The following is a 22,014-nucleotide window of genomic DNA, read 5'->3' as shown; positions in this document are numbered from 1 at the left end:
GCGGAACAGGGAATTGCGCAAACCCTCATCGACACGTCGTCGCGTGCGCGTGACAATGACGACGTCCGATCGTAACTGGAAGTGAACCGTGCCGGCCCGTCGTCCGCTGCCCCGCCCGCCCCGACCTCTCCGTGTCCGCCCGATGCTGGCGGGCCTGTGTTCCGTTGCCGCGCTCTACGGCGCACCTGCCGATGCGCAGGAATTCTCGCTGTTCGCCGGCTCGCTGTGGGGTGGCGGCGGCCGCTCGTACTCGTGGGCGTTCGACTATCAGGAAGGCCTGAGCGCACACACCGCGCTCGGCTTCACCTGGCTCAACGAAGGCCACATTCCGAATCACCACCGCGACGGCCAGGCTGTGCAGTTCTGGGGCCGCATGCCGCTCGAGAATCGCCGCTTCGTGCTGTCGGCCGGCGTCGGCCCGTATCGCTACTTCGATACGGTGCCGGTCGCCCAAGGCGGCGGCTACTCGAACACGCACGGCTGGGGCGTGCTGATGAGCGTGCGCGCCACGTACTACACGTCGCACCGCTGGCTCGCGCAGCTTCAGCTGAACCGCACTCAGGTGTTCAGCGGCCCCGCGACGACGTCGGTGATATTCGGCGTCGGCTACCAGCTCGATGCGCCCGACACGGCGGGCCCGCGCGACACCGCGCTGCCACGCACGCGCAAGGTCACGGACAACGAGGTCACCGCGATGCTCGGCGAGACGATCCTCAACAGCCGCTCGTCGCCGTCGACGCTCGGCGGCAGCCTCGAATACCGGCGCGGCCTCACGCGCACGGTCGACTGGACGGCGACGTGGCTGTACGAAGGCGCGAAACAGGGCATCCGCCGCAACGGGATTGCATCGGAGCTGTGGCTCACGCGCGCGTTCCTGAACGACAAGGTCACGCTGGCGGCCGGCGCCGGCGGCTATTTCGCGGTCAACGAGCGCAACCGGGAAGGACAACCCGGGCCCAGCGACGGCCGGCTCTCGGGCATCGTGTCGATCTCGGCCAGCTACCGGCTCTCCGATCGCTGGCTCACGCGCATCACGTGGAACCGCGTGGTCACGCGCTACAACCGCGACACCGACGTGATCCAGGCCGGCCTCGGCTACCGCTTCTAGCGGCCGCGCGGCCGCCCCGCGTCACGCGCGATAGCCGGGGTCGATGCGATCGACGATGCGCTGCAACGCGTCGAACGCGTCCTGCCCCGCGCCATGCTTCGGGTCGAAATTCAGCGAATCCCGAACGCACGCTTCCAGCACGGGCGGCGCGATCGGCAGCGCGTCGCCGATCGCGTGCGTGGCAACCTGAACCTCGCACGCGCGATTGAGCAGCCACATCAGCGAGAACGTCTGCGCGAGCGTCGCGCCGATCGTCACCGGTCCGTGATTGCGCAGCAGCAGCACGGGCCGCCCGCCGGCACTCTCGACGATGCGCCGCCCCTCCTCCAGATGCACGGTGATTCCCTCGAAGTCGTGATATGCGATCTTCCCGTACAACTGCGCGGAATAGAAATTGGAGAACGACAGCCCGTCGCGCGAACAGCACACGGCCATCGCAGGCGTCGTGTGCACATGCATCACGCAGTGCGCATCGGGCAGCGCCGCATGGATCGCACTGTGGAACGTGAAGCCGGCCGGATTGATCGGCCAGTCGGAATGCCCGATCACGTTGCCGTCGAGGTCGATCTTCACAAGGTTCGACGCGCACACCTCGCTGTAATGGAGCCCGAACGGATTGATCAGGAAATGTCCGTCCTCGCCCGGCACGCGCAGCGAGATATGGTTGTAGATCAGCTCGGTCCAGCCGAGATGATCGAAGATGCGGTAGGCCGCCGCGAGCTGCACGCGCGCCTGCCATTCGGCTTCGGAGAAGCGGGCGGGACGCGTGAACGGCTGGTTCGGTACACGTTGCATGGGGAACTCCGGTTGCGGATGTGGGCGGTGCGCATGGCGCGAGCCGTCCGGCGGCACCGTCATGCCGACATGATAGTTGCGCGCACAACCATATCACCTTTCCTCGCGCACCGGTAACGCGGGTTTAGCCGGAGCGCTGCCGTTCTCTTGGGGCCTGTTCACGCCGATAACGGGCCTGCGCTGGCCCTAAAGTTGGTCGTCGACCGGCAGCAGCGTGAAGATGCCGGTCATCAGGTTGCGCAGCAGCCCCGCGTGCGGATCGACGTGATAGGTGGTCGGCACGCCGTCGTCCGTGCCCGTCCACTCGAGTTCAGGCGCGCCGCCGCCCGCCTGCGTCGCGAGGCTCACGCGATAGCTTTCGTCCGGCTGCGTCACGCGCGCGAAGATCGTCGCGACCTGCTGCGCGAGCGCCGGGCTGTGGATCACGAGCGCCAGTTCGGTATTCAGGTGCGCTGAGCGCGGATCCAGGTTCATCGAGCCGATCACGAGAATCTTCCGGTCGATCACATACGCTTTCGTGTGCAGGCTGGCCCGCGAGCGCGACCCGAACAGGAGCGGGCGCTGCCGGCCGGGCTGCGCCTTGAACTCGTACAGCTCGACGCCGTGCTGCAGCAGCGGCACGCGGTACGGCCCGTAGCCGGCCTGCACGGCAACCGCGTCGGTCGCGGCGAGCGAATTCGTCAGGATCGCGACGCGCACGCCGCGCGCGGTCGTGTCGCCGAGAATCTTCACGCCCGCGTCGTGCGGCACGAAATACGGCGAGAACGCGAGGAATTCCTGCTGCGCGCCGCGCGTCAGTTCGACGAGGCGCCGCATCGGCGGGCTCACGTACGCGTCGTCCGGCTGCGCGACCTTGTCGGGCGCGTCGGCCTTGAACTCGGCCGGCGCCCACACGAGCCCGAGTTCGTCGCGCGCGATCTGCTGCGCGAGCGGCGTCGCGTTCAGCGGCTTCGCGTTGTACGGATCGGCGTTCTGGCGCCAGTGCTTGCGCAGCTCGTCGCGCATCGCGTCGAGATCCTTTGGATCGAACGACTGGTGATTCAGCACGCGCAGCGGATAGCTGCTCGCGCTTGCCCAGTAGGTGTCGAAGCTCGCCGAGATGTCGTTCGTCACGGGGCCGGCGGCGAGCACGTCGAGATCGCGGAACTGCAGCGTCGGGCTCGCGCTGAAATATTCGTCGCCGAGATTGCGGCCGCCGACGATCGCGATCTGGTTGTCCGCGATCATCGCCTTGTTGTGCATCCGGCGCGTGAAGCTGTCGATGCGCGTGAAGAAGTTGGTCGTGCGCTCGACCATGCGCTGCCGCGACGCGCCGAACGGGTTGAACACGCGGATCTCGATGTTCGGGTGCGTGTTCAGCGCGGCCATGATGCGATCGATATCGCGGAAGTTCAGGTCGTCCACCAGCATCCGCACGCGCACGCCGCGATCGGCCGCGTAGAGCGCCGCGGCGAGCAGCAGCTTGCCGGTCGCGTCCTCGGTCGCGATGTAGTACTGCATGTCGAGCGTCTTCGTCGCGGCGCGTGCGAGCGCGATGCGCATCTGCAGCGCCTCGGCGCCGTCCGCCAGCAGCCGGAAACCCGACTGGCCCGGATGCGCGGCCCCGGGCGCGGCCAGCGCGTCGCGCAGCGGCGTCGCGGTATCGGGCGGCAATGCATGGGAGACCGGGCGATCGAGCGTGGTGGCGGGCGGATGCGTCGCGCACGCGGCGACGAGCGACAGCAGCACGCAGACGGCCAGCGTGCGAGCCGGGCGGCATGCGGCGCGCCACGATAGCGCGGCCGACGCGCGCCGGATGAAAGACGTGAGCACGGAAGCTTCCTCGACTGGCGGAACAACGGTCCGCATTCGCCGCGGCGCGCGGCTGGCGGGCGGTTCCAGCCGATTCTAGTGGGCGCCCGACGAACCGGTCAATCGCGCGGGCGGCGCCCCGCTGCCGCGGCGGGCGGTGTGGGCGGCCGGCGAATGACCGCGTGCCTGGCGTCGATATCCGGTCACCCCGGACCCGTCCGCCGGGCGGCCCGCGCACCGAAGCGGTCCGACCAATCTCATGCCGCGTCGCCGCTGCGCTCGAAATGGCTGCGCACGTAGTCGATATGCGTCTGCATCGCGGTGCGCGCCTCTTCGGGCCGGTGCGCGCAAATCGCGTCGCATACGACGCGGTGCTGCAGCAATAGCAGCTCGGACGCCTGCTCGTCGTCCGTCGTCATGCCCGCCACGTTGATCGAGATGTGCTCGCGCAGCATCCCGATCACGCTCGTATGCAGGTGCAGGAACATCGTGTTGTGCGATGCGCGTGCGATCGCCTCGTGCAGCTTCGCGTCGGTCGCGGCCTCGACGGCCGCGTCGTCGTTCGCATGCGCGGTTTCGAGTTCGCGCAGCAGCGTGCGGATCCGGCGCCGGTCGTTCGCATCGGCCCGCAGCGCGGCGAAATACGCGGTCGCGCCTTCGAGCACGCGGCGGAATTCGAGGATGTCGTCGCGCAGCGCCGGATGATCGGCAACCAGCTGGCCCCACGGCGACGCGATGCCCGCGCGCAACTGGTCCGTCACGTAGACGCCCGCGCCGCGCCGGCTCTGCAGCAGCCCGCGCGCGACGAGCCGCTGGGTCGCCTCGCGCACCGTATTGCGCGCGACGCCGTACTGCTGCGCGAGCACGCGTTCGGCCGGCAGGCGCGCACCGGCCGGCCAGGTGCCGTCGAGCAGCGCCGTCTCGATCTTGCGCATCACCACTTCGGTCCGGCCCCGTGCCGTCATCGCTGCCATCGTCGCGTCTCCCTCCGGAATGCCCGTCGCGCCGATTGGCCCAACCAATTTGAGCTACGGCGCCGTCGCGGGAATTATGCAGCGAAATCGTCGTCCCGCATGCCGGGCCGTCGCCACTGGAGCGAGACATGAACGAAAGGCAGTACCCCGCCGCCGCCCCCGCGCACGTCTATCTGTTCGCGACCTGCCTGGTCGACCTGTTCGTCCCCGAAGCGGGGCTCGACGCGGTCCGCCTGCTGGAGCGCGAGGGCCTGACCGTCCACTATCCGCGCGGCCAGAGCTGCTGCGGGCAGCCGGCCTACAGCAGCGGCAATCCCGACGAAGCGCGCCGCGTCGCGGCCGCGCAGCTCGACCTGTTCGCCGAACCGTGGCCCGTGATCGTGCCGTCCGGCTCGTGCGCGGGCATGATCCGTCACCATTGGCCGGCGCTGTTCGCCGACGATCCCGTCCACGGCCCGAAGGCGCGGGCAATCGCGGAGCGGACCTACGAACTCGCAGAATTCCTCGTCCATGTGCTCGACGTGCAACTCGACGCGGCCGCGGCAAGCGCCGGGCCCGACGAGCGCGTCGTGCTGCACACGTCGTGCGCGGCGCGCCGCGAGATGGGCACGCGCGTGCACGGCGTCGCGCTCGTCGACGCGCTGCCGGGCGTGACGCGGATCGAACACGAACGCGAATCCGAATGCTGCGGCTTCGGCGGCACGTTCTCGCTGAAGCATCCCGACATCTCCGGCGCGATGGTGCACGACAAGGTCGCGTCGGCCTGCGCGACCGGCTGCGACCGGCTCGTATCCGCGGACTGCGGCTGCCTGCTGAACATCGGCCACGCTGCGACCAAGGCCGGCGCGCAGCTGCCGGTCGAGCATCTCGCGAGCTTCCTGTGGCGGCGCACGGCCGGTGCCGCGTCGCTGCGCGGAGACAAGCAATGAGCGCGCGCGCCGCGATTCTCGCGCGCCTGCGCGCCGCCGCCCCGGGCGTTGCCGCGACGGCCGCCGCCGCGCTCGACGCACGCATCGACACGCATTACGACACGCGCCGCACATCGGCCGCGCGCGATCCGCTCGCGCTCGCATCGGCGATGCAGGCCGCGCTCGCCGCATCGCACGCGGAAGTCTGGTGCGCGACCGACGACGAATGGCCCGCTCAACTCGCCGCGCGTCTCGCCGACGCCGGCGTGCGCCGCCTGCTGCTCGACCCGGCGCGCGCCGAATCCGCGGCGCTCGCCCGCGCGCTGCCCGACGCGGTCGCGCCCGTGCCGTTCGACCGGCCGATCGACGCGTGGAAGGCCGAACTGTTCGACACGATCGATGCGGGCTTCACCGTCGCACGCTCGGGCATTGCCGCAACCGGCACCGTCGTGCTCGCCCCCGACGCCGGCACCCCGCGCACGGTGTCGCTGGTGCCGCCGCTGCATGTCGCGCTCGTCCGCGCGAACACGCTGCATGCGGACCTGCACGCCGCCGTGCACGCGGAGCACTGGCACGCCGGCATGCCGACCAACCTCGTGCTGGTGTCGGGGCCGTCGAAGACGTCCGACATCCAGCAGACGCTCGCTTATGGCGCGCACGGCCCGCGCCGCCTGTGGGTCGTGATCGTCACCGATCCGGCTGCCAATGCCGATGCCACGGCCACCCGGCCGGCCGCAACCGCTTGCGAGGAGCTGCCGCGATGAGCGACCACACGCTGCAATTCGTCGCCCCCGGCGACTTCAAGGCCCGCGCGCGCGCCGCGCTCGACGATCCCGCTTTGCGCCGGAGTTTTCGCGGCGCGATGGACTTCCTGCAGGGCAAGCGCGCAACGCAATTCCCCGACGACACCGAGCTGCAGCAGTTGCGCGATCTCGGCGAAGCCGTGCGCCAGCACGCGCTCGCGCAGTTGCCGGCGCTGCTCGAGCGGCTGGAGGCGAAGCTCGTCGAAGCCGGCGTGCATGTGCACTGGGCCGAGACGGCCGCCGACGCGAACGCGATCGTGCTCGGCATCGCGCAGGCGAAGAAGGCGCGCCGCGTGATCAAGGGCAAGTCGATGGCGAGCGAGGAAATCGAGCTGAACCATTACCTCGCGGATCACGGCGTCGACTGCATCGAGTCCGACATGGGCGAGTTCATCGTGCAGCTCGCGGGCGAGAAGCCGTCGCATATCGTGATGCCGGCGATCCACAAGACGCGCGGCGACATCGCCGGGTTGTTCGAGAAGCACATCCCCGGCACGCGCTACACGGAGGACGTCGACGAGCTGATCCAGACCGGCCGGCGCGCGCTGCGCCGCGCGTTCGCCGACGCGGACATCGGCCTGTCCGGCGTGAACTTCGCGGCGGCCGACACGGGCACGCTGTGGCTCGTCGAGAACGAAGGCAACGGCCGTCTGTCGACGACGGTGCCCGACACGCACATCGCGATCATGGGGATCGAGAAGGTCGTCGAGAAGCTCGAGCACATCGTGCCGCTGTCGAGCCTGCTCACGCGCTCGGCCACCGGCCAGGCGATCACGACCTACTTCAACCTGATCTCGGGCCCGCGCCGCGACGGCGAACGCGACGGCCCGCGCGAACTGCATCTCGTGCTGCTCGACAACGGCCGCACGCAGGCCTACGCGGACGAACAGCTGCGTTCGACGCTGCAGTGCATCCGCTGCGGCGCGTGCATGAACCACTGCCCCGTCTACACGCGCATCGGCGGCCACGCCTACGGGACGACCTACCCGGGGCCGATCGGCAAGATCATCTCGCCGCACCTGCTCGGCCTCGACGCGACGGCCGACCTGCCGACCGCGTCGACGCTGTGCGGCGCATGCGGCGAGGTATGTCCGGTCCGGATCCCGATCCCGCAACTGCTCGTGCGGCTGCGCACCGAGGCGAACCGCAAGCCCGACGAACCCGTCGCGCATCCGCTGCGCGGCCAGGGCGCGAACTACAACCGCGCGGAAGACCTCGTGTGGCGCTTCTGGTCGGGCGCGTTCGCGCATCCGCGCGCGTACCGCGCGTTCCGCTGGGCGGCGACCCGCCTGCGTGCGCTGACGCCCGCGAAACAGATGGGCTGGACGCAGCACCGCACGCCGCTCGAACCGGCGCCGCGCAGCCTGTCCGACCTGCTGCGCGCACGCGGCCAGCCCGAATAAGACACCGCTTTCCCGACCGTACCCATAGAAATACAGACACAGATGGAGGAGACACCCATGCAGGTTTGGCATCAGATCTACACCCCGCTCGGCAGCCTCGGGCTGTCGGCGTTCGTCGCCGCGATCCCGATCATCTTCTTTTTTGTCGCGCTGGCCGCGCTGCGGCTGAAGGGCCACGTCGCGGCCGCGATCACGCTGCTGCTGTCGCTCGGCGTCGCGATCCTCGCGTACGGGATGCCCGTGCCGCAGGCGCTCGCGGCGGCCGGCTTCGGCTTCGCATACGGCCTGTGGCCGATCGCGTGGATCATCGTCGCGGCCGTGTTCCTGTACAAGATCGTCGTGAAGACGGGCCAGTTCGACATCATCCGCGCGTCCGTGCTGTCGATCACCGACGACCAGCGCCTGCAGATGCTGCTGATCGGCTTCTCGTTCGGCGCATTCCTCGAAGGCGCGGCCGGCTTCGGCGCGCCTGTCGCGATCACGGCCGCGCTGCTCGTCGGCCTCGGTTTCAAGCCGCTGCACGCGGCCGGGCTGTGCCTGATCGCGAACACCGCGCCGGTCGCGTTCGGCGCGATGGGCATTCCGATCATCGTCGCCGGGCAGGTGACGGGCATCGACCCGTTCCACATCGGCGCGATGGCCGGCCGCCAGTTGCCGCTGCTGTCGCTCGCGGTGCCGTTCTGGCTCGTGTTCATGATGGACGGGCTGCGCGGCGTGCGGCAGACCTGGCCGGCCGCGCTCGTCGCGGGCGGCAGCTTCGCCGTCACGCAGTACTTCACGTCGAACCACATCGGGCCCGAACTGCCGGACATCACGTCGTCGCTCGTCAGCCTGGTCGCGCTCGCGACGTTCCTGAAGGTGTGGCAGCCGCGCACCGCGAAGCAGCCGGCAGGCGGCATCGTCGCGTCCGGCGGCGGCGCGGCGCTGGCCGGTTTCGGCGCGGGCCGATTCGACGCGGGCACGAGCCGGCAGGCGTCGCCGTACACGCTCGTGCAGACCGTGCGCGCATGGTCGCCGTTCCTGATCCTGACGGCCGTCGTCACCGTGTGGAGCATCGCACCGTTCAAGGCGCTGTTCGCCGCGCACGGCGCGCTTGCGTCGACCGTGCTGAAGTTCCATGTGGCGGGGCTCGACCAGCTCGTCGTGAAGACCGCGCCGATCGCCGCGACGCCGAAGGCGCTCGAAGCCGTGCTGAAGATCGATCTGGTGTCGGCAGTGGGCAGCGCGATCCTCGTGACCGCGCTGATCTCGATGGCGCTGTTGCGGATGAAGCCGCGCGACGCGCTCGTCACGTTCGGCGAGACGCTGAAGGAGCTGACGCGCCCGATCCTGTCGATCGGCCTCGTGCTCGCGTTCGCGTTCGTCGCGAACTATTCGGGGATGTCGTCGACGCTCGCGCTGATGCTGGCCGCGACCGGCGCCGCGTTCCCGTTCTTCTCGCCGTTCCTCGGCTGGCTCGGCGTGTTCCTGACCGGCTCGGACACGTCGTCGAACGCCCTGTTCTGCTCGCTGCAGCAGGCCACGGCCCATCAGCTCGGCGTGCCCGAAACGCTCGCGGTGGCCGCGAACACGACGGGCGGCGTGACCGCGAAGATGATCTCGCCGCAGTCGATCGCGGTCGCGTGCGCGGCGACGGGCCTCGTCGGCAACGAGTCGGCGCTGTTCCGCTTCACGGTGCGGCACAGCCTGCTGTTCGCGGTGATCGTCGGGTTGATCACGCTCGTGCAGGCTTACGTGCTGCCGGGGATGGTGCCGTAAGCGGCACGCCGTCCCAAAAAACAAAACCCCACGCCCGGAAGAGCGTGGGGTTTTTCATTTCGCCTGCCGCTCGCCGACGACGGCCGGCGGGCGGCTGCGCGATCAGCTGCCCTTCGCGATGCGATCCTCGATGTGCTGCGCACGGCTCGTCGACGACGGGTGCGAGCTCATCATCGAGCTCTGGCCGCCATCGAGCTTCGCGAGCTTCTGGAATGCGGTGACGAGGCCCTTCTGGCTCATGCCCTTCTGCTTCATCAGGTCGAACGAGTAGTCGTCCGCCGCGCTTTCCTGCGTCTGCGAGAACTGCGCGTTGATGAACTTCTCGGTGATGTCGCCGAGCTGCGAGCTCGTCAGCGCCGCCACGCCCGGCGATGCCGCGCCGGCCGCGCTGCGCGCCGCGCTCACCGCGTATGCCGTCTGCATCGCCTTCTTCGAGTGACCCAGTGCGACGTGGCCCATTTCATGGCCGATCACGCCGCGCAGTTCGTCGTCGTTCATCATGTCCATCAGGCCGCTGTACACGCGCACGCAGCCGTTGCCCATCGCCCACGCGTTGACGTCCTTGGTCACGTAGACCTTGTAGTTGACCTTCTGGCCGTTCAGCGTCATGTCGCCGAAGCCCTTCATCACCTTCGTCAGACGCTTCGAATACGCGCTGTTCGCCGGCGCGATCTTCGATTCGGCGTCGCTGGACTTGCACGAGTCGTTCGACAGCGCGGCGATGTCCGTATCCGACAGCGTCGCTGCCTTGAACAGGTTCGTGCCCGCCGACGTCAGGCTGTTCGCGTCGAGACTCTGTACCCCGCCGCATGCGCTCAACAGGAACGCCACGCCACACGCTGCCACCGCTTTCTTGAGTTGCATCCCGGATCCCTCGATAGTTGTATTTGGGAGCGGCGATTTTGCATAATCCGGCAGAAAATTACCAGATGTTTACATCCTATGACACCTTAATTGCTCATAGGATTGATGCGAAGCGGCGATTTTCAGCGAAATTGAAGATCAAAACCGAAGCAATCGCCGCGAGCGGGCGACGATCGGGAGGGAAAACGGGCGCGCGGCTCAGGCCGTCTGGCCGCGGCGGCGCATCAGCCGCCGCGCGACCAGCATCGGCAGCCGCACCGCGAAGCCGGCGAAAAGCCGCAGGTGCATCCATACGAGCAGCGCATTGTCGCGGCCGTAGTGGAAATGCGACACGCCGCCCTCGTGCCGGCCGAAATAGCGCACCGGCGCGTCGATGCGGATCGGACGCACGCCCGCCCAGCACAGCCGCACGGCCGCTTCGGGATCGAAGTCGAAGCCGCGCATCCACGGCTGCCGCCGCATGATCGCGGCGAGCGGCGCGACCGGATACACGCGAAAGCCGTACAGCGAATCGCCGATCCCGGCCCACAGCGTCTCGAGGTCGGCCCACGCGTTCGACAGCCGGCGCCCCTGCACGCGCAACTGCGGCGCACTCGCGTCGAACTTCGGCACGCCCAGCACCATCGCATCGGGCGCGGCCTGCGACGCGGCCATGAAAGCGGGAATCAGGTCGGCCGGATGCTGGCCGTCGGAATCCATCGTCAGCACGTGCGTGAAGCCGCTCGCGGCAGCCGCGTCGAGCCCCGCGAGCACCGCGACGCCCTTGCCGCGGTTCTCAGGCAGCACGATCACGCGCAACCCAGGATCGTGCTCGGCCATCGCCTGCAGCCGCTCGGTGCTGCCGTCGGTGCTGCCGTCGACGACGACCCACACCGGATTCCACTGCGCACGGGCATTGCGCACGGTCGTGTCGACCTTGGCACCCGGGTTGTAGCTCGGAATCAGGACGAGATGGGTGGATGATGCGTGCAGCTTGGACATGGGAACGGCCGAATGCGAAGACAGGGATCCTGACAAAAGTTTATGACTTGCCGACGACCGGCGGCAGGCTTCGTCGACGCCGGGCGTATGCGGCGAAGGTCGTCGGCTCGTCAAGTTCTCCCGCTTCACGACAGCCACTCCACCACGTGACCCGCGCTGGCCTCGATCTCGACCAGCAGGTCGTCGCGGCATACGTCCGCATGGACGAAGAGCGGCCACACGCCGGGGCCGGCGGCATCGCGCAGCACACGATCGATCGCGGCAAGCACCGCGGCATCGCCGGCATCGCGCACGTAGACGCGATAGCTCAGGTCAGCGAGCGAGAACGGGCCATGCCCCTGCCGCGCGGCCTGCTCGAGCACGGCGGCGAGGTTCGCGACCGTCTCGCGCGTTTGCGCGACGACGTCGCCGCGATGCACGGTGCGGTGCCCGACGATGCTCGCGGTGCCCGATACGAACAGCACCGGCGCGGCGTCGCCGTCCGCCCAGGCGGCTGCGCGCGCGAACGTCGGCGCACGCGGGCCGTACTGCGCCGGATAGTGATACGCGCTGACCTGACGCGGGTTCTCGACCGGATCGGCCGACGTGCGGCTCGCGAGGAAATGGATCGCGAGCGGCGCGTCCGGCGACGCGTCGCCCGCGACCGGCACGACCGAACCGAGCGCGCACGCGGCCGGCACGCCGCCCGTCAGTGCGCGGCGGCACGCGTCGAAGGCGTGCTGACGGCCGATATTGAACTGACGATAGCGTTCGATCCCGAACTGCACGGCATTGATCGCCGGCACGGTGTTCCAGATGCGCAGCGGATGCGGCATGCCGAGCGTATCGAGCACGTCGAACAGCGTGCGGTATGCATTGCGCGTCGCGCGTTCGAGCGGCGTGCCGCCGTCGCGCTGCGCGTCGTGTGCCTCGTGCACGACGATGCTGCCGAACACGAGCCCCGCCGCTTCGCTGTAGCGATAGTGCAGCGCGCCGCGCCGCTCGCTGCGCAGGTCGTGCGCGTTGCATTGCCAGATTTCGCAGACGGCATCGCCCGGCGCGACGCCGGCGCCGAGCAGCGCCATCTGCACCGGTGCGACCGGCAGATCGGGCGCCGCATCGGCCAGCATCCGCGCCGCCGCATCGGCTTGCGATTCGGCCTGCGATCCTGCGTACGATTCATCCCGCAATCCGGCCGCGCCGATGCACACCGCGCCCAACGCGCCCGGAAACGCGCGGTCGAATCCGTCGCCCCGCATGCGCGCATCGTGCAGCAGCGCGGCGAGCCGCGCATGACTCATCCGGACGAGCCGCAGTGCGCGATCGCCGCCGTGTGCGAGCGGCGTGCCCGATCGCGATGCGTCCGGCACCGCTGCAGCTTGCCCGCGCGCGCTCGGCGCGGCGGCTGACGACAGGGAACACGGGCGCCGTTCGGCGTCGACTGGATGCACGGACACTTCGATTTCCTCACTATGCGGCGCTGGCCGCGCGACATTGCGGCCTGCATCGCGTTGCGCGACGTCAGCCCGACGCCGCGCGTTTCGTCATGCGAGCCCGCCGTTGACGGACATCACCTGCCCGGTCACATAGGCGGCGGCGTCGGACACCAGATACGCGACCATCGCCGCGACTTCGTCGGGCCGGCCCGCGCGCTGCGCGGGCACGAGCTGCTTGATCCGTTCGGCGGGAAACGCCTGTTCGGCCATCGGCGATTCGATGATGCCGGGCGCGACCGCGTTCACGGTGATGCCGCGCGACGCAAGCTCCAGCGACAGCGACCTGGTCGCGCCGATCAGCCCCGCCTTCGCGGCCGCGTAATTGACCTGCCCGCGATTGCCGGTCACGCCGGCCACCGATGCGATGTTGACGATCCGCCCGCGTCGCGTGCGGATCATCGGCAGCAGCAGCGGCTGCGTGACATTGAAAAAGCCGTTGAGCGTCACGTCGATCACGCTGTGCCACTGCCGGCGCGACATGCCGGCCATCGGCGCGTCGTCGTGAATGCCCGCGTTGTTGACGAGGATCTGCACCGGCGATTCGTCGGCAAGCGGCGCCAGCGCGGCGAGCGTCGCGTCGGCGTCGGTCACGTCGAACGCGATCGCGCGCGCGGTGCCGCCGGCCGCGACGATCTGCTGCGCGACCGCCTCTGCCTGCGCGAGATGGCGGTTCGCATGGACCCACACTTCATGGCCGGCCTGCGCGAGCGCCGTGCAGATCGCCTGCCCGAGTGCGCCGCTGCCGCCCGTCACGAGCGCGCGCATCGAATTGCTCCGTTCATCGCGTTCCACCTCGATCGACGCGGCGGCGCATCGTCTGCCGATCGCCGCCGCATGTCGTCATCACCTGCGCGCCGCGCCCGAGCGCGACGCCATTACCTACTTCGTGCGATGCGCAGCGACGTACGCGGCCAGCGCACCGAGCGTCGCAAAGATCTTCTGGTTATCCGGGTTGTCCGAGCGCAGTTCGAAGCCGTATTTCTTCGAGATCAGCAGCGCGATTTCCAGGATGTCGATGGAGTCGAGCCCGAAACCTTCGCCGTAAAGCGGGGTCTCTCCCGTCACTGTTTCGAGCGGGACGTCTTCGAGATTCAGTTCGCCGATGATCAGCGTGGCGAGCTCTTGTTCCAGTGCGTTCATCATGCGTGCGAGCAGGCGGCCAATGGCAGCGGGAGGCACCCGGAAACGGCAACCGTCGTGCACGCCCGGCGCGTGCAAATCTCCGTCCCTCCGGCGTCTGCCGGCGTCCCCGCCTGCGTTATTTGGGGATCGTTTGTAAAAGTTACGCGGATTCTAGACGATGGGTATCGGGCCGTATACGGGGAATGGTTACAGACTGGCGAGCCGGTGCCGCGGCCCGTTTCGTGACACGAATGCACGAGACGCTTGAGCCGCTTTGGATGGAAATGGACCGACCCCGCGAAACCGTTCGTCCGGTGCCATACAATCGGTTACAAAACCCGCACGCGCAGGCCCCGAACACGTAATGCCGCGGCCCTAAAATGGGCGCACTCGACAACCCGCCGGGACCCGGGTCCCGGCCGCCATTCGTATGATGTTTGACGGCCCGGCCACCGCGTCCGGCCACGATCAGCCCGATGTCTCCAGTCATGCCGCATCCGTCGTTCCGCTCCGTTCCGGTTCGTCCGCCCGTCAGCCGCTGCCCTGCAACTGCAGCCGGACGCGGATGCCCGCACCGTACGCCCGGAGGCCGCCGATGAGCCGGCTGCCTCCCATCGCGCGCGGCGTCGCCGCGGTCGGCGCCGTGGCGGCCTACCAGGCCGGCGCGCATTACGCGGCCGCGACGCCCGGCGCGCACGGCTTCGGCCTCGCGATGGCGCTCGTGCCGCCGCTGCTGCTCGCGCTCGGCGCTGCGCTGCGCTCGCCGCGACGTGTATGGTTCGTGCCGGCGTGGCTGCTGGCCGCCGCCGCGCTGTGGGCCGCGCGCGCGCCTCTCGCGCAGCACTTCGAATGGGGCCTGTATCTGGAACACGCGAGCTTCAACGTCGCGATGGCGCTGCTGTTCGGGCGCACGCTCGCGGCCGGCGAGGTGCCGCTTTGCACGCGCTTCGCGACGATGATCCACGGCGCGGTCACGCCGGCCGTCGCGCGCTATACGCGGCAGATCACGCTCGCGTGGACGCTGTTCTTCGTCGCGATCGCCGCCGTGTCGACACTGCTGTTCGCGACCGCGCCGATCGTCACGTGGTCGACGTTCGCGAACTACCTGTCGCTGCCGCTCGTCGCCGTGATGTTCGCCACCGAGCATGCGTTCCGGCGCTTCGCGCTGCCGCGCGAGCCGCGGCCGCGGATGATCGAAGCGGTGCGCGCGTATCGCGCGACAACGCACGCGTCGCAGGCGTCTCGATGAATTCACGGCCGGCGCGGCGCCGCAACGCGGCCGCACCGACCTTCGCTCCCGTTTTTACCGATTTATGCCGACTCACCCGCTGGTATTCCATTCGTCGCCGGACCAGACGATCGCCTGGCGCGACGGCGCGCCCGTCACCGTGCGCGCGTTCGTCGCCGACGTCGCGCGCGTGGCCGCCGCGCTGCCCGCCGGCGCTCACGTGTTCAACGTGTGCCGCGATCGCTACCGCTTCGCGGTCAGCCTGTGCGCGGCGCTCGTGGCCGGCAAGGTCAGCCTGCTGCCGTCGACGCACACGCCGGAAATGGTCCGCCAGCTCGCGTCGTTCGCGCCCGATGCGTTCTGCCTGCACGACGCGCCCGACTGCGCGATCGACCTGCCGCGCTTCGCGTATCCCGACGCCGCTCCCGGCGACCTCGCCGACGATGCGCCGTTCGCCGTGCCGCAGATCGATGCGGCGCGGATCATGGCCTACGTGTTCACGTCCGGCTCGACCGGCGCGCCGGTGCCGCACCGCAAGACCTGGGGTTTCCTGGTCGGCTGCGTGCGCGCGGCGGCCGACCGCCTCGGGCTGCTCGACGGCCGCGCGGCCACGCTGATCGGCACGGTGCCCGCGCAGCACATGTACGGCTTCGAATCGACGGTGCTGCTCGCGCTGATCGGCGGCCTCGCGTTCAGCAACCGCCAGCCGTTCTACCCGGTCGACATTCGCGACGAACTCGATTCGATCCCGCAGCCGCGCGTGCTCGTCACGTCGCCGATCCACCTGCGTGCGCTGCTGTCGGCCGGCCATGCGCTGCCGCGTGCGGCGCTCGTGCTGTCGGCCACCGCGCCGCTATCGGAGAAGCTCGCGTGCGAGGCCGAGGCCGCGCTCGACGCGCCGCTCGTCGAGATCTACGGCAGCACCGAGACCGGCCAGATCGCGACCCGCCGCACGTCGCAAGGCGCGGTGTGGCAATTGTTCCCGGGCATCCGGCTCGACACGCGCGACGAGCCGGCAAGCGACGGCGCGGGAGACGACGGCGGGCCGACCGTCTGGGTGTCGGGCGGGCACGTCGAGGCGCCCGTGCCGATGGGCGATGCGCTCGAACTGCTCGGCGACGGCCGCTTCCTGCTGCACGGCCGCAAGGCCGATCTCGTCAACATCGCCGGCAAGCGCACGTCGCTCGCGTACCTGAACCATCAGCTGAACGCGATTCCGGAGGTGGTCGACGGCGTGTTCTTCATGCCCGACGAAACCGCAGCCGCGCACGATGATACGAGCCTCGAACCGGTCACGCGCCTCGTCGCGCTCGTCGTCGCGCCGACGCTCGCCGCCGCCGATCTGCAGCGCGCGCTGCGCGAGCGGATCGATCCCGCGTTCATGCCGCGCCCGCTCGTATTCGTCGATGCGCTGCCGCGCAACGAAACAGGCAAGCTGCCGCGCGACGTGCTGGCCGCGCTCGTTGCACGACACACGCGTGCCGTGGCCGCATCGCTGCCCGCGCACGACGCGGCCGGCACGCCCGCGCTCGCGTTCACGATTCCCGCCGATCATCCGGCGCTGCCCGGCCACTTCCCCGGCCATCCGGTCGTGCCGGGCGTCGTGCTGCTCGATCACGCGATCCACGCGATCGGCGCGGCGCTGAACCGCCCGCTGCACGCGTGGCGGCTCGGCTCCGCGAAATTCCTGAGCCCGGTCGCACCGGGCGAACCGCTCGATGTCGCGTTCGACGCCGCAGCCAGCGGCGCGATCCGCTTCACGCTGCGCGCCGGGCCGCGCGATGTCGCGACCGGCGTGCTGTCCGCGCCGCCGGCCTCGCAGGATGGCGCGCAGCCATGAAGCGCACCGCGTGGGCCGAGCGCCAGGAACGCAGCAACGCGGGATTGCTGCGCGCGATGACATGGATCTCGCTGCGCTTCGGACGGCAGCGCGCGCGCATCGTGCTGCATCTGATCGCGACGTATTTCGTGCTGTTCTCGCCGGTCGCGTGTGCGGCGTCGCGCGACTACCTGCGTCGCGTGCTCGGCAGACCCGCGCGCTGGCGCGACGTGTACCGGCACGTGTTCACGTTCGCGGCGACGATCCACGATCGCATCTACCTGATGAACGAGCGCTTCGACCTGTTCGACATCCGGCTGCACGGCCAAACGCTCGTCGACGATGCGCTCGCGGGCGGACGCGGCGCATTCCTGATGGGCGCGCACCTCGGCAGCTTCGAGGTCATGCGCGCGATCGGCCGCACGCACCCGGACCTGCGCGTCGTCGTCACGATGTACGAGAAGAACGCGCGCAAGATCAACGCGACGCTCGCCGCGGTGAATCCCGCCGCGACGCCGGAAGTGATCGCGCTCGGGCAGGTCGACTCGATGCTGAAGGTGCGCGAGCGCCTCGACGCGAACTGCATGATCGGCATGCTCGCCGACCGCACACTGCTCGACGACGCGGCCGCGTCGCTGCGACGGCTGCCGCTGCTCGGCGCGCCGGCCGCGTTCCCGCTCGGCCCGCTCTACATGGCCGCGATGCTGCGGCGCCCGGTGATCTTCATGACCGGCCTCTATCGCGACGGCAATCGCTACGACGTGCACTTCGAGACGCTCGCCGATTTCTCCGACGTGCGGCGCGACGCGCGCGCGGCGGCCGTCGACGCGGCACTCGAGCGCTACGTCGCGCTGCTCGACAGGTACTGCCGCGCGGCACCGTACAACTGGTTCAACTATTTCGATTTCTGGCAAGTCGGCGAAACCGCGACCGCCCGCAGCGACACTGCGCACGCCGCTGCCGACCTGCCCGCCACGAGGGATTCCGACGCATGACCGCCGTTCTCCGCTTCCTGTCCCCGTTCGCGTTGCCCCGCGTCGCCTACTGGCTCGCCGCGACCACCGCCGCGATCGCGCTGGCCGCGCCCGCGCAGGCGGCCGACACCGGGTCGGCCTGGAACCTCGACCGGCTGATGTCGACGCTCGCGCAGCACAAGTCGGGACGCGCGACGTTCACCGAGACGAAGTACCTGTCGATCGCCACGCAGCCGGTCGAATCGTCCGGCGAACTCGTGTTCGTCGCGCCCGATCATCTGGAAAAGCACACGCTGAACCCGAAGCCCGAACACCTCGTCGTCGACGGCGACATGCTCACCGTCGAACGCAACAACCGCAAGTACACGCTCGCGCTCGCGCGCTATCCGGAACTCGGCGCGTTCATCGACAGCATCCGCGCGACGCTCGCCGGCAACCGCTTCGCGCTCGAGCAGGTGTACAAGGTCGCGCTCGCCGGGCGCGGCGACGACTGGACGCTGACGCTCACGCCGCTCGATTCGCGGATGCTGAAGGTGATCAGCACGATCACGCTCGACGGCACGCGCGACGTATTGCGCGGCGTCGCGATCCGGCAGGCCGACGGCGACCATTCGGTGATGCGCCTGCAACCCGTTCCCGCGAATCCGAACTGATGGACCAACGCACGCGCCCTTCATCGTCACCCGTCACCGGCCGCCTGCACGCGTTGCGGCAGCGCGCGGTGCTCGTGTGGCTGCTCGCGCTCGTCGCATGCGGCGTCGCGATCGGCCGCGCGCACTTCACGGCCGACCTGTCCGCGTTCCTGCCAAACTCGCCGAGCGCCGGGCAGCGCGTGCTCGTCGACCAGTTGCGCGACGGCATCGTGTCGCGGCTGATCCTCGTCGCGATCGACGGCGGCGATGCAAGTACGCGCGCCGCGCTGTCGCGGCGCATCGCCGGCACGCTGCGCACCGATCCGCAGTTCGCGGCGATTAACAATGGCGAAGCCGCGAACGACGCGCGCGACCGGCAGTTCGTCTTCGATCATCGCTACCTGCTGAGCCCGGCGGTCACGCCGCAACGCTTCAGCGCCGACGGCCTGCACCAGGCGCTCGGCGACAGCCTCGACCTGCTGAGTTCGTCGGCCGGCCTCATGGCCAAGGCGATGCTGCCGCGCGACCCGACCGGCGAGGTCGCCGCGCTCGTCGACCAGCTCGACAGCGCGGCGCAACCGGCAAGCCGCGACGGCGTGTGGGCGTCGCGCGACGGCACGCGCGCGGTGCTCGTCGTGCAAACGGCCGCGGCCGGCTCCGATACCGACGCGCAGGCGCGCGCGATCGACACGGTGCGCCGCGCATTCGCCGCCGCGACCCAGGCCGTGCCGAACGCGGCCGCGACCACGCTCGCGATGACGGGCCCCGGCGTGTTCTCGGTCGACATGCGCGACACGATCCGGCACGACGTCGAGCGGCTGTCGACGGCGAGCGTCGTGTTGATCGTCGCGCTGCTGCTGACGCTGTACCGCTCGCCGCGCACGCTCGCGCTCGGGTTGCTGCCGGTGCTGACGGGCGTCGCGGCCGGGATCGCGGCGGTCAGCGTCGCGTTCGGCACGGTCCACGGGCTGACGCTCGGCTTCGGCACGACGCTGATCGGCGAAGCCGTCGATTACTCGATCTACCTGTTCGTGCAATCGGCGCAGGCCGGCCCGCGCGGTGCCGCACGCCCCGCCGATGCGACGCGCGCATGGCTCGCCGCGTATTGGCCGACGATCCGGCTCGGCGTGCTGACGTCCGTGTGCGGATTCGCGTCGATGCTGTTCTCCGGATTCCCGGGCCTCGTGCAGCTCGGGTTGTATTCGATCGTCGGGCTGACGGCCGCCGCGCTCGTCACGCGCTTCGTGCTGCCGCACCTGCGCGGCGAGCATGTCGCGATCCGCGACGTGTCGCGCGTCGGCGCCGTGCTCGCGCGCGCGGCCGACGCCGCGCCGCGGCTGCGCTGGCCGCTCGCCGTACTGGTGGTGGCCGCGTGCGCGACGCTCGCGCTGCATCGCGACGGCCTGTGGAGCCGCGAGCTCGCCTCGCTCAGCCCCGTGCCGGCGCGCGCGCAGGCGCTCGACGCGCGGCTGCGCGCCGATGTCGGCGCGCCCGACGTACGCTACCTCGTCGTGATTTCCGCGCCGACCGAGCAGGCCGCGCTCGAAGGCGCCGAAAAGGTCGCCGCGCAACTGCAGCCGCTCGTCGACCGGGGCGCGCTCGCGGGTTTCGAAAGCCCCGCGCGCTACCTGCCGAGCGACGCCGCGCAGCGCGCGCGCCACGCGAGCCTGCCCGATGCGGACGTGCTTGCCGCGCGGATGCGCGACGCCGTCGCGAACCAGCCGATCGCGGTGAAACCCGACCTGTTCGCGCCGTTCATCGCCGATGTCGAAGCCGCCCGCCACGCGCCGCTGCTGACGCGTGCGGACTTGCGCGGCACGTCGATGGCGCTCGCGGTCGATGCGCTGCTGACCGAACGCGACGGCCGCTGGAGCGCGATGCTGCCGCTGCGCGCGCCGGACGCCGCACGCGCGGCGCAATCGGCGCAAGGGTTCGACGCAACACCGATACGCGCGGCCGTCGCGCAAGCGGGCGTGCCCGATGCGCTGTTCGTCGACATGAAGGCCGAAGCCGATCGCCTGTACGTAAGCTACGTGCACGAGGACATCCGGCTGTCGCTCGCGGGTTTCGCGGCGATCGCCGTGCTGCTGCTGGTCGCGCTGCGTTCGCCGCGCCGTGCCGTGCGCGCGCTCGCGCCGCTCGTCGCAGCCGTGCTGGTCGTGACGGCCGGCTTCGCGCTCGCCGGCGTGCAACTGACGATCCTGCACCTCGTCGGCATGCTGCTGATCGTCGCGGTCGGCTCGAACTACGCACTGTTCTTCTGCAAGCGCGACGACGCGCAGCCCGTCACGCCGTACACGCTCGTGTCGCTGCTGATCGCGAACCTCGCGACGGTCGCAGGCTTCGGGCTGCTGGCGCTGTCGCACGTGCCGCTGCTCGAAACCTTCGGGCTGACTGTCGGCCCCGGCGCGATGCTCGCGCTCGCATTCGCGGCGATACTCGCGCCACGCGCCGCAGCGGCCGGCGATCGTCGTCAACGGAGCCTGACATGAACGCACCGTCGTCCGTTCCGCCTCGACAGCCCGTCCAATCCGGCGTGCGCCGCTGGCAGCCGACGCCGCTGATCGCGGGCACGGCCGCGCTGCACGCGGGCGCGGCCGCCTCCGTCGTCGCGCAGCCGGCAGCATGGCCGTGGGCCGTCGGCGGCGTGGTCGCGTCGCATCTCGCGCTGACGGCAGCCGGCCTATGGCCGCGCAGCACGCTGCTCGGCCCGAACTGGACGCGCCTGCCGGCCGGTGCCGGCCGCCGGATCGCGCTGACGATCGACGACGGCCCGGACCCGGATGTCACGCCGCGCGTGCTCGACCTGCTCGACCGTTACGACGCCCGTGCGACGTTCTTCTGCATCGGCGATCTCGCGCGCCGTCATCCGCAATGGATCGAGGCGATCGTCGCACGCGGTCACGCGGTCGAGAACCACAGCCAGCGGCACCGGCACACGTTCTCGCTGTCGGGGCCCGCCGCGCTGCGGCGCGAGATCGCGGCCGCGCAGCAGACGCTGACCGAGATCGCCGGCACGCGCCCGCTGTTCTTCCGCGCGCCGGCCGGCCTGCGCAATCCGTTTCTCGAACCGGTGCTGTGCGAACTCGGCCTGCAGCTTGCGAGCTGGACGCGGCGCGGCTTCGACACCCGCGCGTACGACGCCGCGACCGTCACGCGCCGCCTGCTGCACGGCCTCGCGCCGCGCGACATCCTGCTCGTGCACGACGGTCACGCGGCACGTGACGCGCGCGGCGAGCCGATCGTGCTCGACGTACTGCAAGCGGTACTGCGCGCAGCCGTCGATGCGCAACTGCACTGGACCACGCTGCGCGCGGCGCTCGCGCCCGAACCGGCCGGCCAGCCGGGCGTTCCAGTCCCCCCGTTTGATAAAATCTGA

Annotated in this window: 19 protein-coding genes; 11 read left to right on the top strand and 8 right to left on the bottom strand. The window is 70.0% G+C overall.

Translation table 11 applies throughout. From position 1 onward, the window contains the following. Window positions 1-142 precede the first annotated feature (142 nt). Complete coding sequence (locus OEJ37_RS04820) at window positions 143-1,108, top strand: hypothetical protein (RefSeq protein WP_175919110.1); 966 nt, start codon at window positions 143-145, stop codon at window positions 1,106-1,108. 21 nt (window positions 1,109-1,129) lie between these two features. Here the strand turns inward: OEJ37_RS04820 and OEJ37_RS04815 are convergent, their stop codons facing one another. The 3 genes from OEJ37_RS04815 to OEJ37_RS04805 form a co-directional block, all read right to left on the bottom strand. Beyond that, window positions 1,130-1,903 (bottom strand): class II aldolase/adducin family protein, encoded by a 774-nt coding sequence (locus OEJ37_RS04815; protein WP_174419711.1) that lies wholly within the window; start codon window positions 1,901-1,903, stop codon window positions 1,130-1,132. 186 nt (window positions 1,904-2,089) lie between these two features. Next, on the bottom strand, window positions 2,090-3,715 hold the full coding sequence (locus tag OEJ37_RS04810) for a phospholipase D family protein (RefSeq protein WP_263343357.1): 1,626 nt from the start codon (window positions 3,713-3,715) through the stop codon (window positions 2,090-2,092). A gap of 236 nt (window positions 3,716-3,951) precedes the next feature. Continuing rightward, a complete protein-coding gene (locus tag OEJ37_RS04805) occupies window positions 3,952-4,668 on the bottom strand; it encodes a FadR/GntR family transcriptional regulator (RefSeq protein ID WP_152860623.1) in 717 nt (238 codons plus the stop codon). 128 nt (window positions 4,669-4,796) lie between these two features. Here OEJ37_RS04805 and OEJ37_RS04800 point away from each other — a divergent pair, with 128 nt between their 5' ends. From OEJ37_RS04800 to OEJ37_RS04785, 4 genes are read left to right on the top strand one after another with little or no spacing between them, the layout of a single operon-like run. Continuing rightward, complete coding sequence (locus OEJ37_RS04800; RefSeq protein WP_174419709.1) at window positions 4,797-5,597, top strand: (Fe-S)-binding protein; 801 nt, start codon at window positions 4,797-4,799, stop codon at window positions 5,595-5,597. Next, complete coding sequence (locus tag OEJ37_RS04795; RefSeq protein WP_263343356.1) at window positions 5,594-6,340, top strand: lactate utilization protein C; 747 nt, start codon at window positions 5,594-5,596, stop codon at window positions 6,338-6,340. Before OEJ37_RS04800 ends, OEJ37_RS04795 begins: the two co-directional genes overlap by 4 nt. Next, entirely contained in the window at window positions 6,337-7,782 is a 1,446-nt protein-coding gene (locus OEJ37_RS04790) for a LutB/LldF family L-lactate oxidation iron-sulfur protein (protein WP_174419707.1), read from the top strand. Before OEJ37_RS04795 ends, OEJ37_RS04790 begins: the two co-directional genes overlap by 4 nt. A 57-nt stretch (window positions 7,783-7,839) precedes the next feature. Beyond that, a complete protein-coding gene (locus OEJ37_RS04785) occupies window positions 7,840-9,540 on the top strand; it encodes a lactate permease LctP family transporter (RefSeq protein WP_174419706.1) in 1,701 nt (566 codons plus the stop codon). A 102-nt stretch (window positions 9,541-9,642) separates the two neighbouring features. On the opposite strand, the gene OEJ37_RS04780 is transcribed toward OEJ37_RS04785, so the two are convergent. From OEJ37_RS04780 to OEJ37_RS04760, 5 genes are all read right to left on the bottom strand, one after another. Further along, window positions 9,643-10,404: a M48 family metalloprotease gene (locus OEJ37_RS04780; protein WP_174422080.1), complete on the bottom strand. Its 762-nt coding sequence runs from the start codon at window positions 10,402-10,404 to the stop codon at window positions 9,643-9,645. 198 nt (window positions 10,405-10,602) lie between these two features. Next, the gene (locus OEJ37_RS04775) at window positions 10,603-11,385 is read right to left on the bottom strand and encodes a glycosyltransferase family 2 protein (RefSeq protein ID WP_174422081.1); all 783 of its coding nucleotides are present in this window, start codon (window positions 11,383-11,385) and stop codon (window positions 10,603-10,605) included. Window positions 11,386-11,510: 125 nt separating this feature from the next. Beyond that, window positions 11,511-12,821, bottom strand: coding sequence for an endoribonuclease L-PSP (locus tag OEJ37_RS04770; RefSeq protein ID WP_263343351.1), 1,311 nt, complete (start codon window positions 12,819-12,821; stop codon window positions 11,511-11,513). Window positions 12,822-12,908: 87 nt separating this feature from the next. Then, window positions 12,909-13,625 carry a 3-oxoacyl-ACP reductase FabG gene (gene fabG, locus OEJ37_RS04765; RefSeq protein WP_174422083.1) on the bottom strand — a complete coding sequence of 239 codons (717 nt, stop codon included), beginning with the start codon at window positions 13,623-13,625 and terminating at the stop codon, window positions 12,909-12,911. Between the two features lie 114 nt (window positions 13,626-13,739). Next, window positions 13,740-14,000 (bottom strand): phosphopantetheine-binding protein, encoded by a 261-nt coding sequence (locus OEJ37_RS04760; protein ID WP_174422094.1) that lies wholly within the window; start codon window positions 13,998-14,000, stop codon window positions 13,740-13,742. A 577-nt stretch (window positions 14,001-14,577) separates the two neighbouring features. Here OEJ37_RS04760 and OEJ37_RS04755 point away from each other — a divergent pair. The 6 genes from OEJ37_RS04755 to OEJ37_RS04730 all read left to right on the top strand — a co-directional run bounded on the left by OEJ37_RS04755 (window position 14,578) and on the right by OEJ37_RS04730 (window position 22,014). Continuing rightward, window positions 14,578-15,231 carry a hypothetical protein gene (locus OEJ37_RS04755; protein ID WP_263343348.1) on the top strand — a complete coding sequence of 218 codons (654 nt, stop codon included), beginning with the start codon at window positions 14,578-14,580 and terminating at the stop codon, window positions 15,229-15,231. Between the two features lie 64 nt (window positions 15,232-15,295). After that, complete coding sequence (locus OEJ37_RS04750; protein WP_263343347.1) at window positions 15,296-17,050, top strand: acyl-CoA synthetase family protein; 1,755 nt, start codon at window positions 15,296-15,298, stop codon at window positions 17,048-17,050. Then, on the top strand, window positions 17,047-18,024 hold the full coding sequence (locus OEJ37_RS04745) for an acyl-CoA synthetase (protein WP_175941308.1): 978 nt from the start codon (window positions 17,047-17,049) through the stop codon (window positions 18,022-18,024). Before OEJ37_RS04750 ends, OEJ37_RS04745 begins: the two co-directional genes overlap by 4 nt. Continuing rightward, complete coding sequence (locus OEJ37_RS04740) at window positions 18,021-18,656, top strand: outer membrane lipoprotein carrier protein LolA (protein ID WP_175941310.1); 636 nt, start codon at window positions 18,021-18,023, stop codon at window positions 18,654-18,656. Before OEJ37_RS04745 ends, OEJ37_RS04740 begins: the two co-directional genes overlap by 4 nt. After that, the gene (locus tag OEJ37_RS04735; RefSeq protein WP_263343344.1) at window positions 18,656-21,127 is read left to right on the top strand and encodes an MMPL family transporter; all 2,472 of its coding nucleotides are present in this window, start codon (window positions 18,656-18,658) and stop codon (window positions 21,125-21,127) included. Before OEJ37_RS04740 ends, OEJ37_RS04735 begins: the two co-directional genes overlap by 1 nt. Continuing rightward, window positions 21,124-22,014, top strand: a complete 891-nt coding sequence (locus OEJ37_RS04730; protein WP_263343343.1) for a polysaccharide deacetylase family protein — start codon at window positions 21,124-21,126, stop codon at window positions 22,012-22,014. The genes OEJ37_RS04735 and OEJ37_RS04730 overlap by 4 nt, the downstream gene beginning before the upstream one ends.

Source organism: Burkholderia sp. BKH01 (assembly GCF_025685725.1).
Taxonomy (GTDB): Bacteria; Pseudomonadota; Gammaproteobacteria; order Burkholderiales; family Burkholderiaceae; genus Burkholderia; species Burkholderia pyrrocinia_C.
The sequence above is the reverse complement of the archived record's forward strand: the minus strand, read 5'-3'. Positions and strand labels throughout refer to the sequence as shown.

Bases quoted from the DNA above. Each gene is read 5' to 3' on its own strand.
- OEJ37_RS04820 (WP_175919110.1), top strand. From the start codon at position 143: ATGCTGGCGGGCCTGTGTTCCGTTGCCGCGCTCTACGGCGCACCTGCC.
- OEJ37_RS04815 (WP_174419711.1), bottom strand. From the start codon at position 1,903: ATGCAACGTGTACCGAACCAGCCGTTCACGCGTCCCGCCCGCTTCTCC.
- OEJ37_RS04805 (WP_152860623.1), bottom strand. From the start codon at position 4,668: ATGGCAGCGATGACGGCACGGGGCCGGACCGAAGTGGTGATGCGCAAG.
- OEJ37_RS04800 (WP_174419709.1), top strand. From the start codon at position 4,797: ATGAACGAAAGGCAGTACCCCGCCGCCGCCCCCGCGCACGTCTATCTG.
- OEJ37_RS04795 (WP_263343356.1), top strand. From the start codon at position 5,594: ATGAGCGCGCGCGCCGCGATTCTCGCGCGCCTGCGCGCCGCCGCCCCG.
- OEJ37_RS04790 (WP_174419707.1), top strand. From the start codon at position 6,337: ATGAGCGACCACACGCTGCAATTCGTCGCCCCCGGCGACTTCAAGGCC.
- OEJ37_RS04785 (WP_174419706.1), top strand. From the start codon at position 7,840: ATGCAGGTTTGGCATCAGATCTACACCCCGCTCGGCAGCCTCGGGCTG.
- OEJ37_RS04780 (WP_174422080.1), bottom strand. From the start codon at position 10,404: ATGCAACTCAAGAAAGCGGTGGCAGCGTGTGGCGTGGCGTTCCTGTTG.
- OEJ37_RS04775 (WP_174422081.1), bottom strand. From the start codon at position 11,385: ATGTCCAAGCTGCACGCATCATCCACCCATCTCGTCCTGATTCCGAGC.
- fabG (WP_174422083.1), bottom strand. From the start codon at position 13,625: ATGCGCGCGCTCGTGACGGGCGGCAGCGGCGCACTCGGGCAGGCGATC.
- OEJ37_RS04760 (WP_174422094.1), bottom strand. From the start codon at position 14,000: ATGAACGCACTGGAACAAGAGCTCGCCACGCTGATCATCGGCGAACTG.
- OEJ37_RS04755 (WP_263343348.1), top strand. From the start codon at position 14,578: ATGAGCCGGCTGCCTCCCATCGCGCGCGGCGTCGCCGCGGTCGGCGCC.
- OEJ37_RS04750 (WP_263343347.1), top strand. From the start codon at position 15,296: ATGCCGACTCACCCGCTGGTATTCCATTCGTCGCCGGACCAGACGATC.
- OEJ37_RS04745 (WP_175941308.1), top strand. From the start codon at position 17,047: ATGAAGCGCACCGCGTGGGCCGAGCGCCAGGAACGCAGCAACGCGGGA.
- OEJ37_RS04740 (WP_175941310.1), top strand. From the start codon at position 18,021: ATGACCGCCGTTCTCCGCTTCCTGTCCCCGTTCGCGTTGCCCCGCGTC.
- OEJ37_RS04735 (WP_263343344.1), top strand. From the start codon at position 18,656: ATGGACCAACGCACGCGCCCTTCATCGTCACCCGTCACCGGCCGCCTG.
- OEJ37_RS04730 (WP_263343343.1), top strand. From the start codon at position 21,124: ATGAACGCACCGTCGTCCGTTCCGCCTCGACAGCCCGTCCAATCCGGC.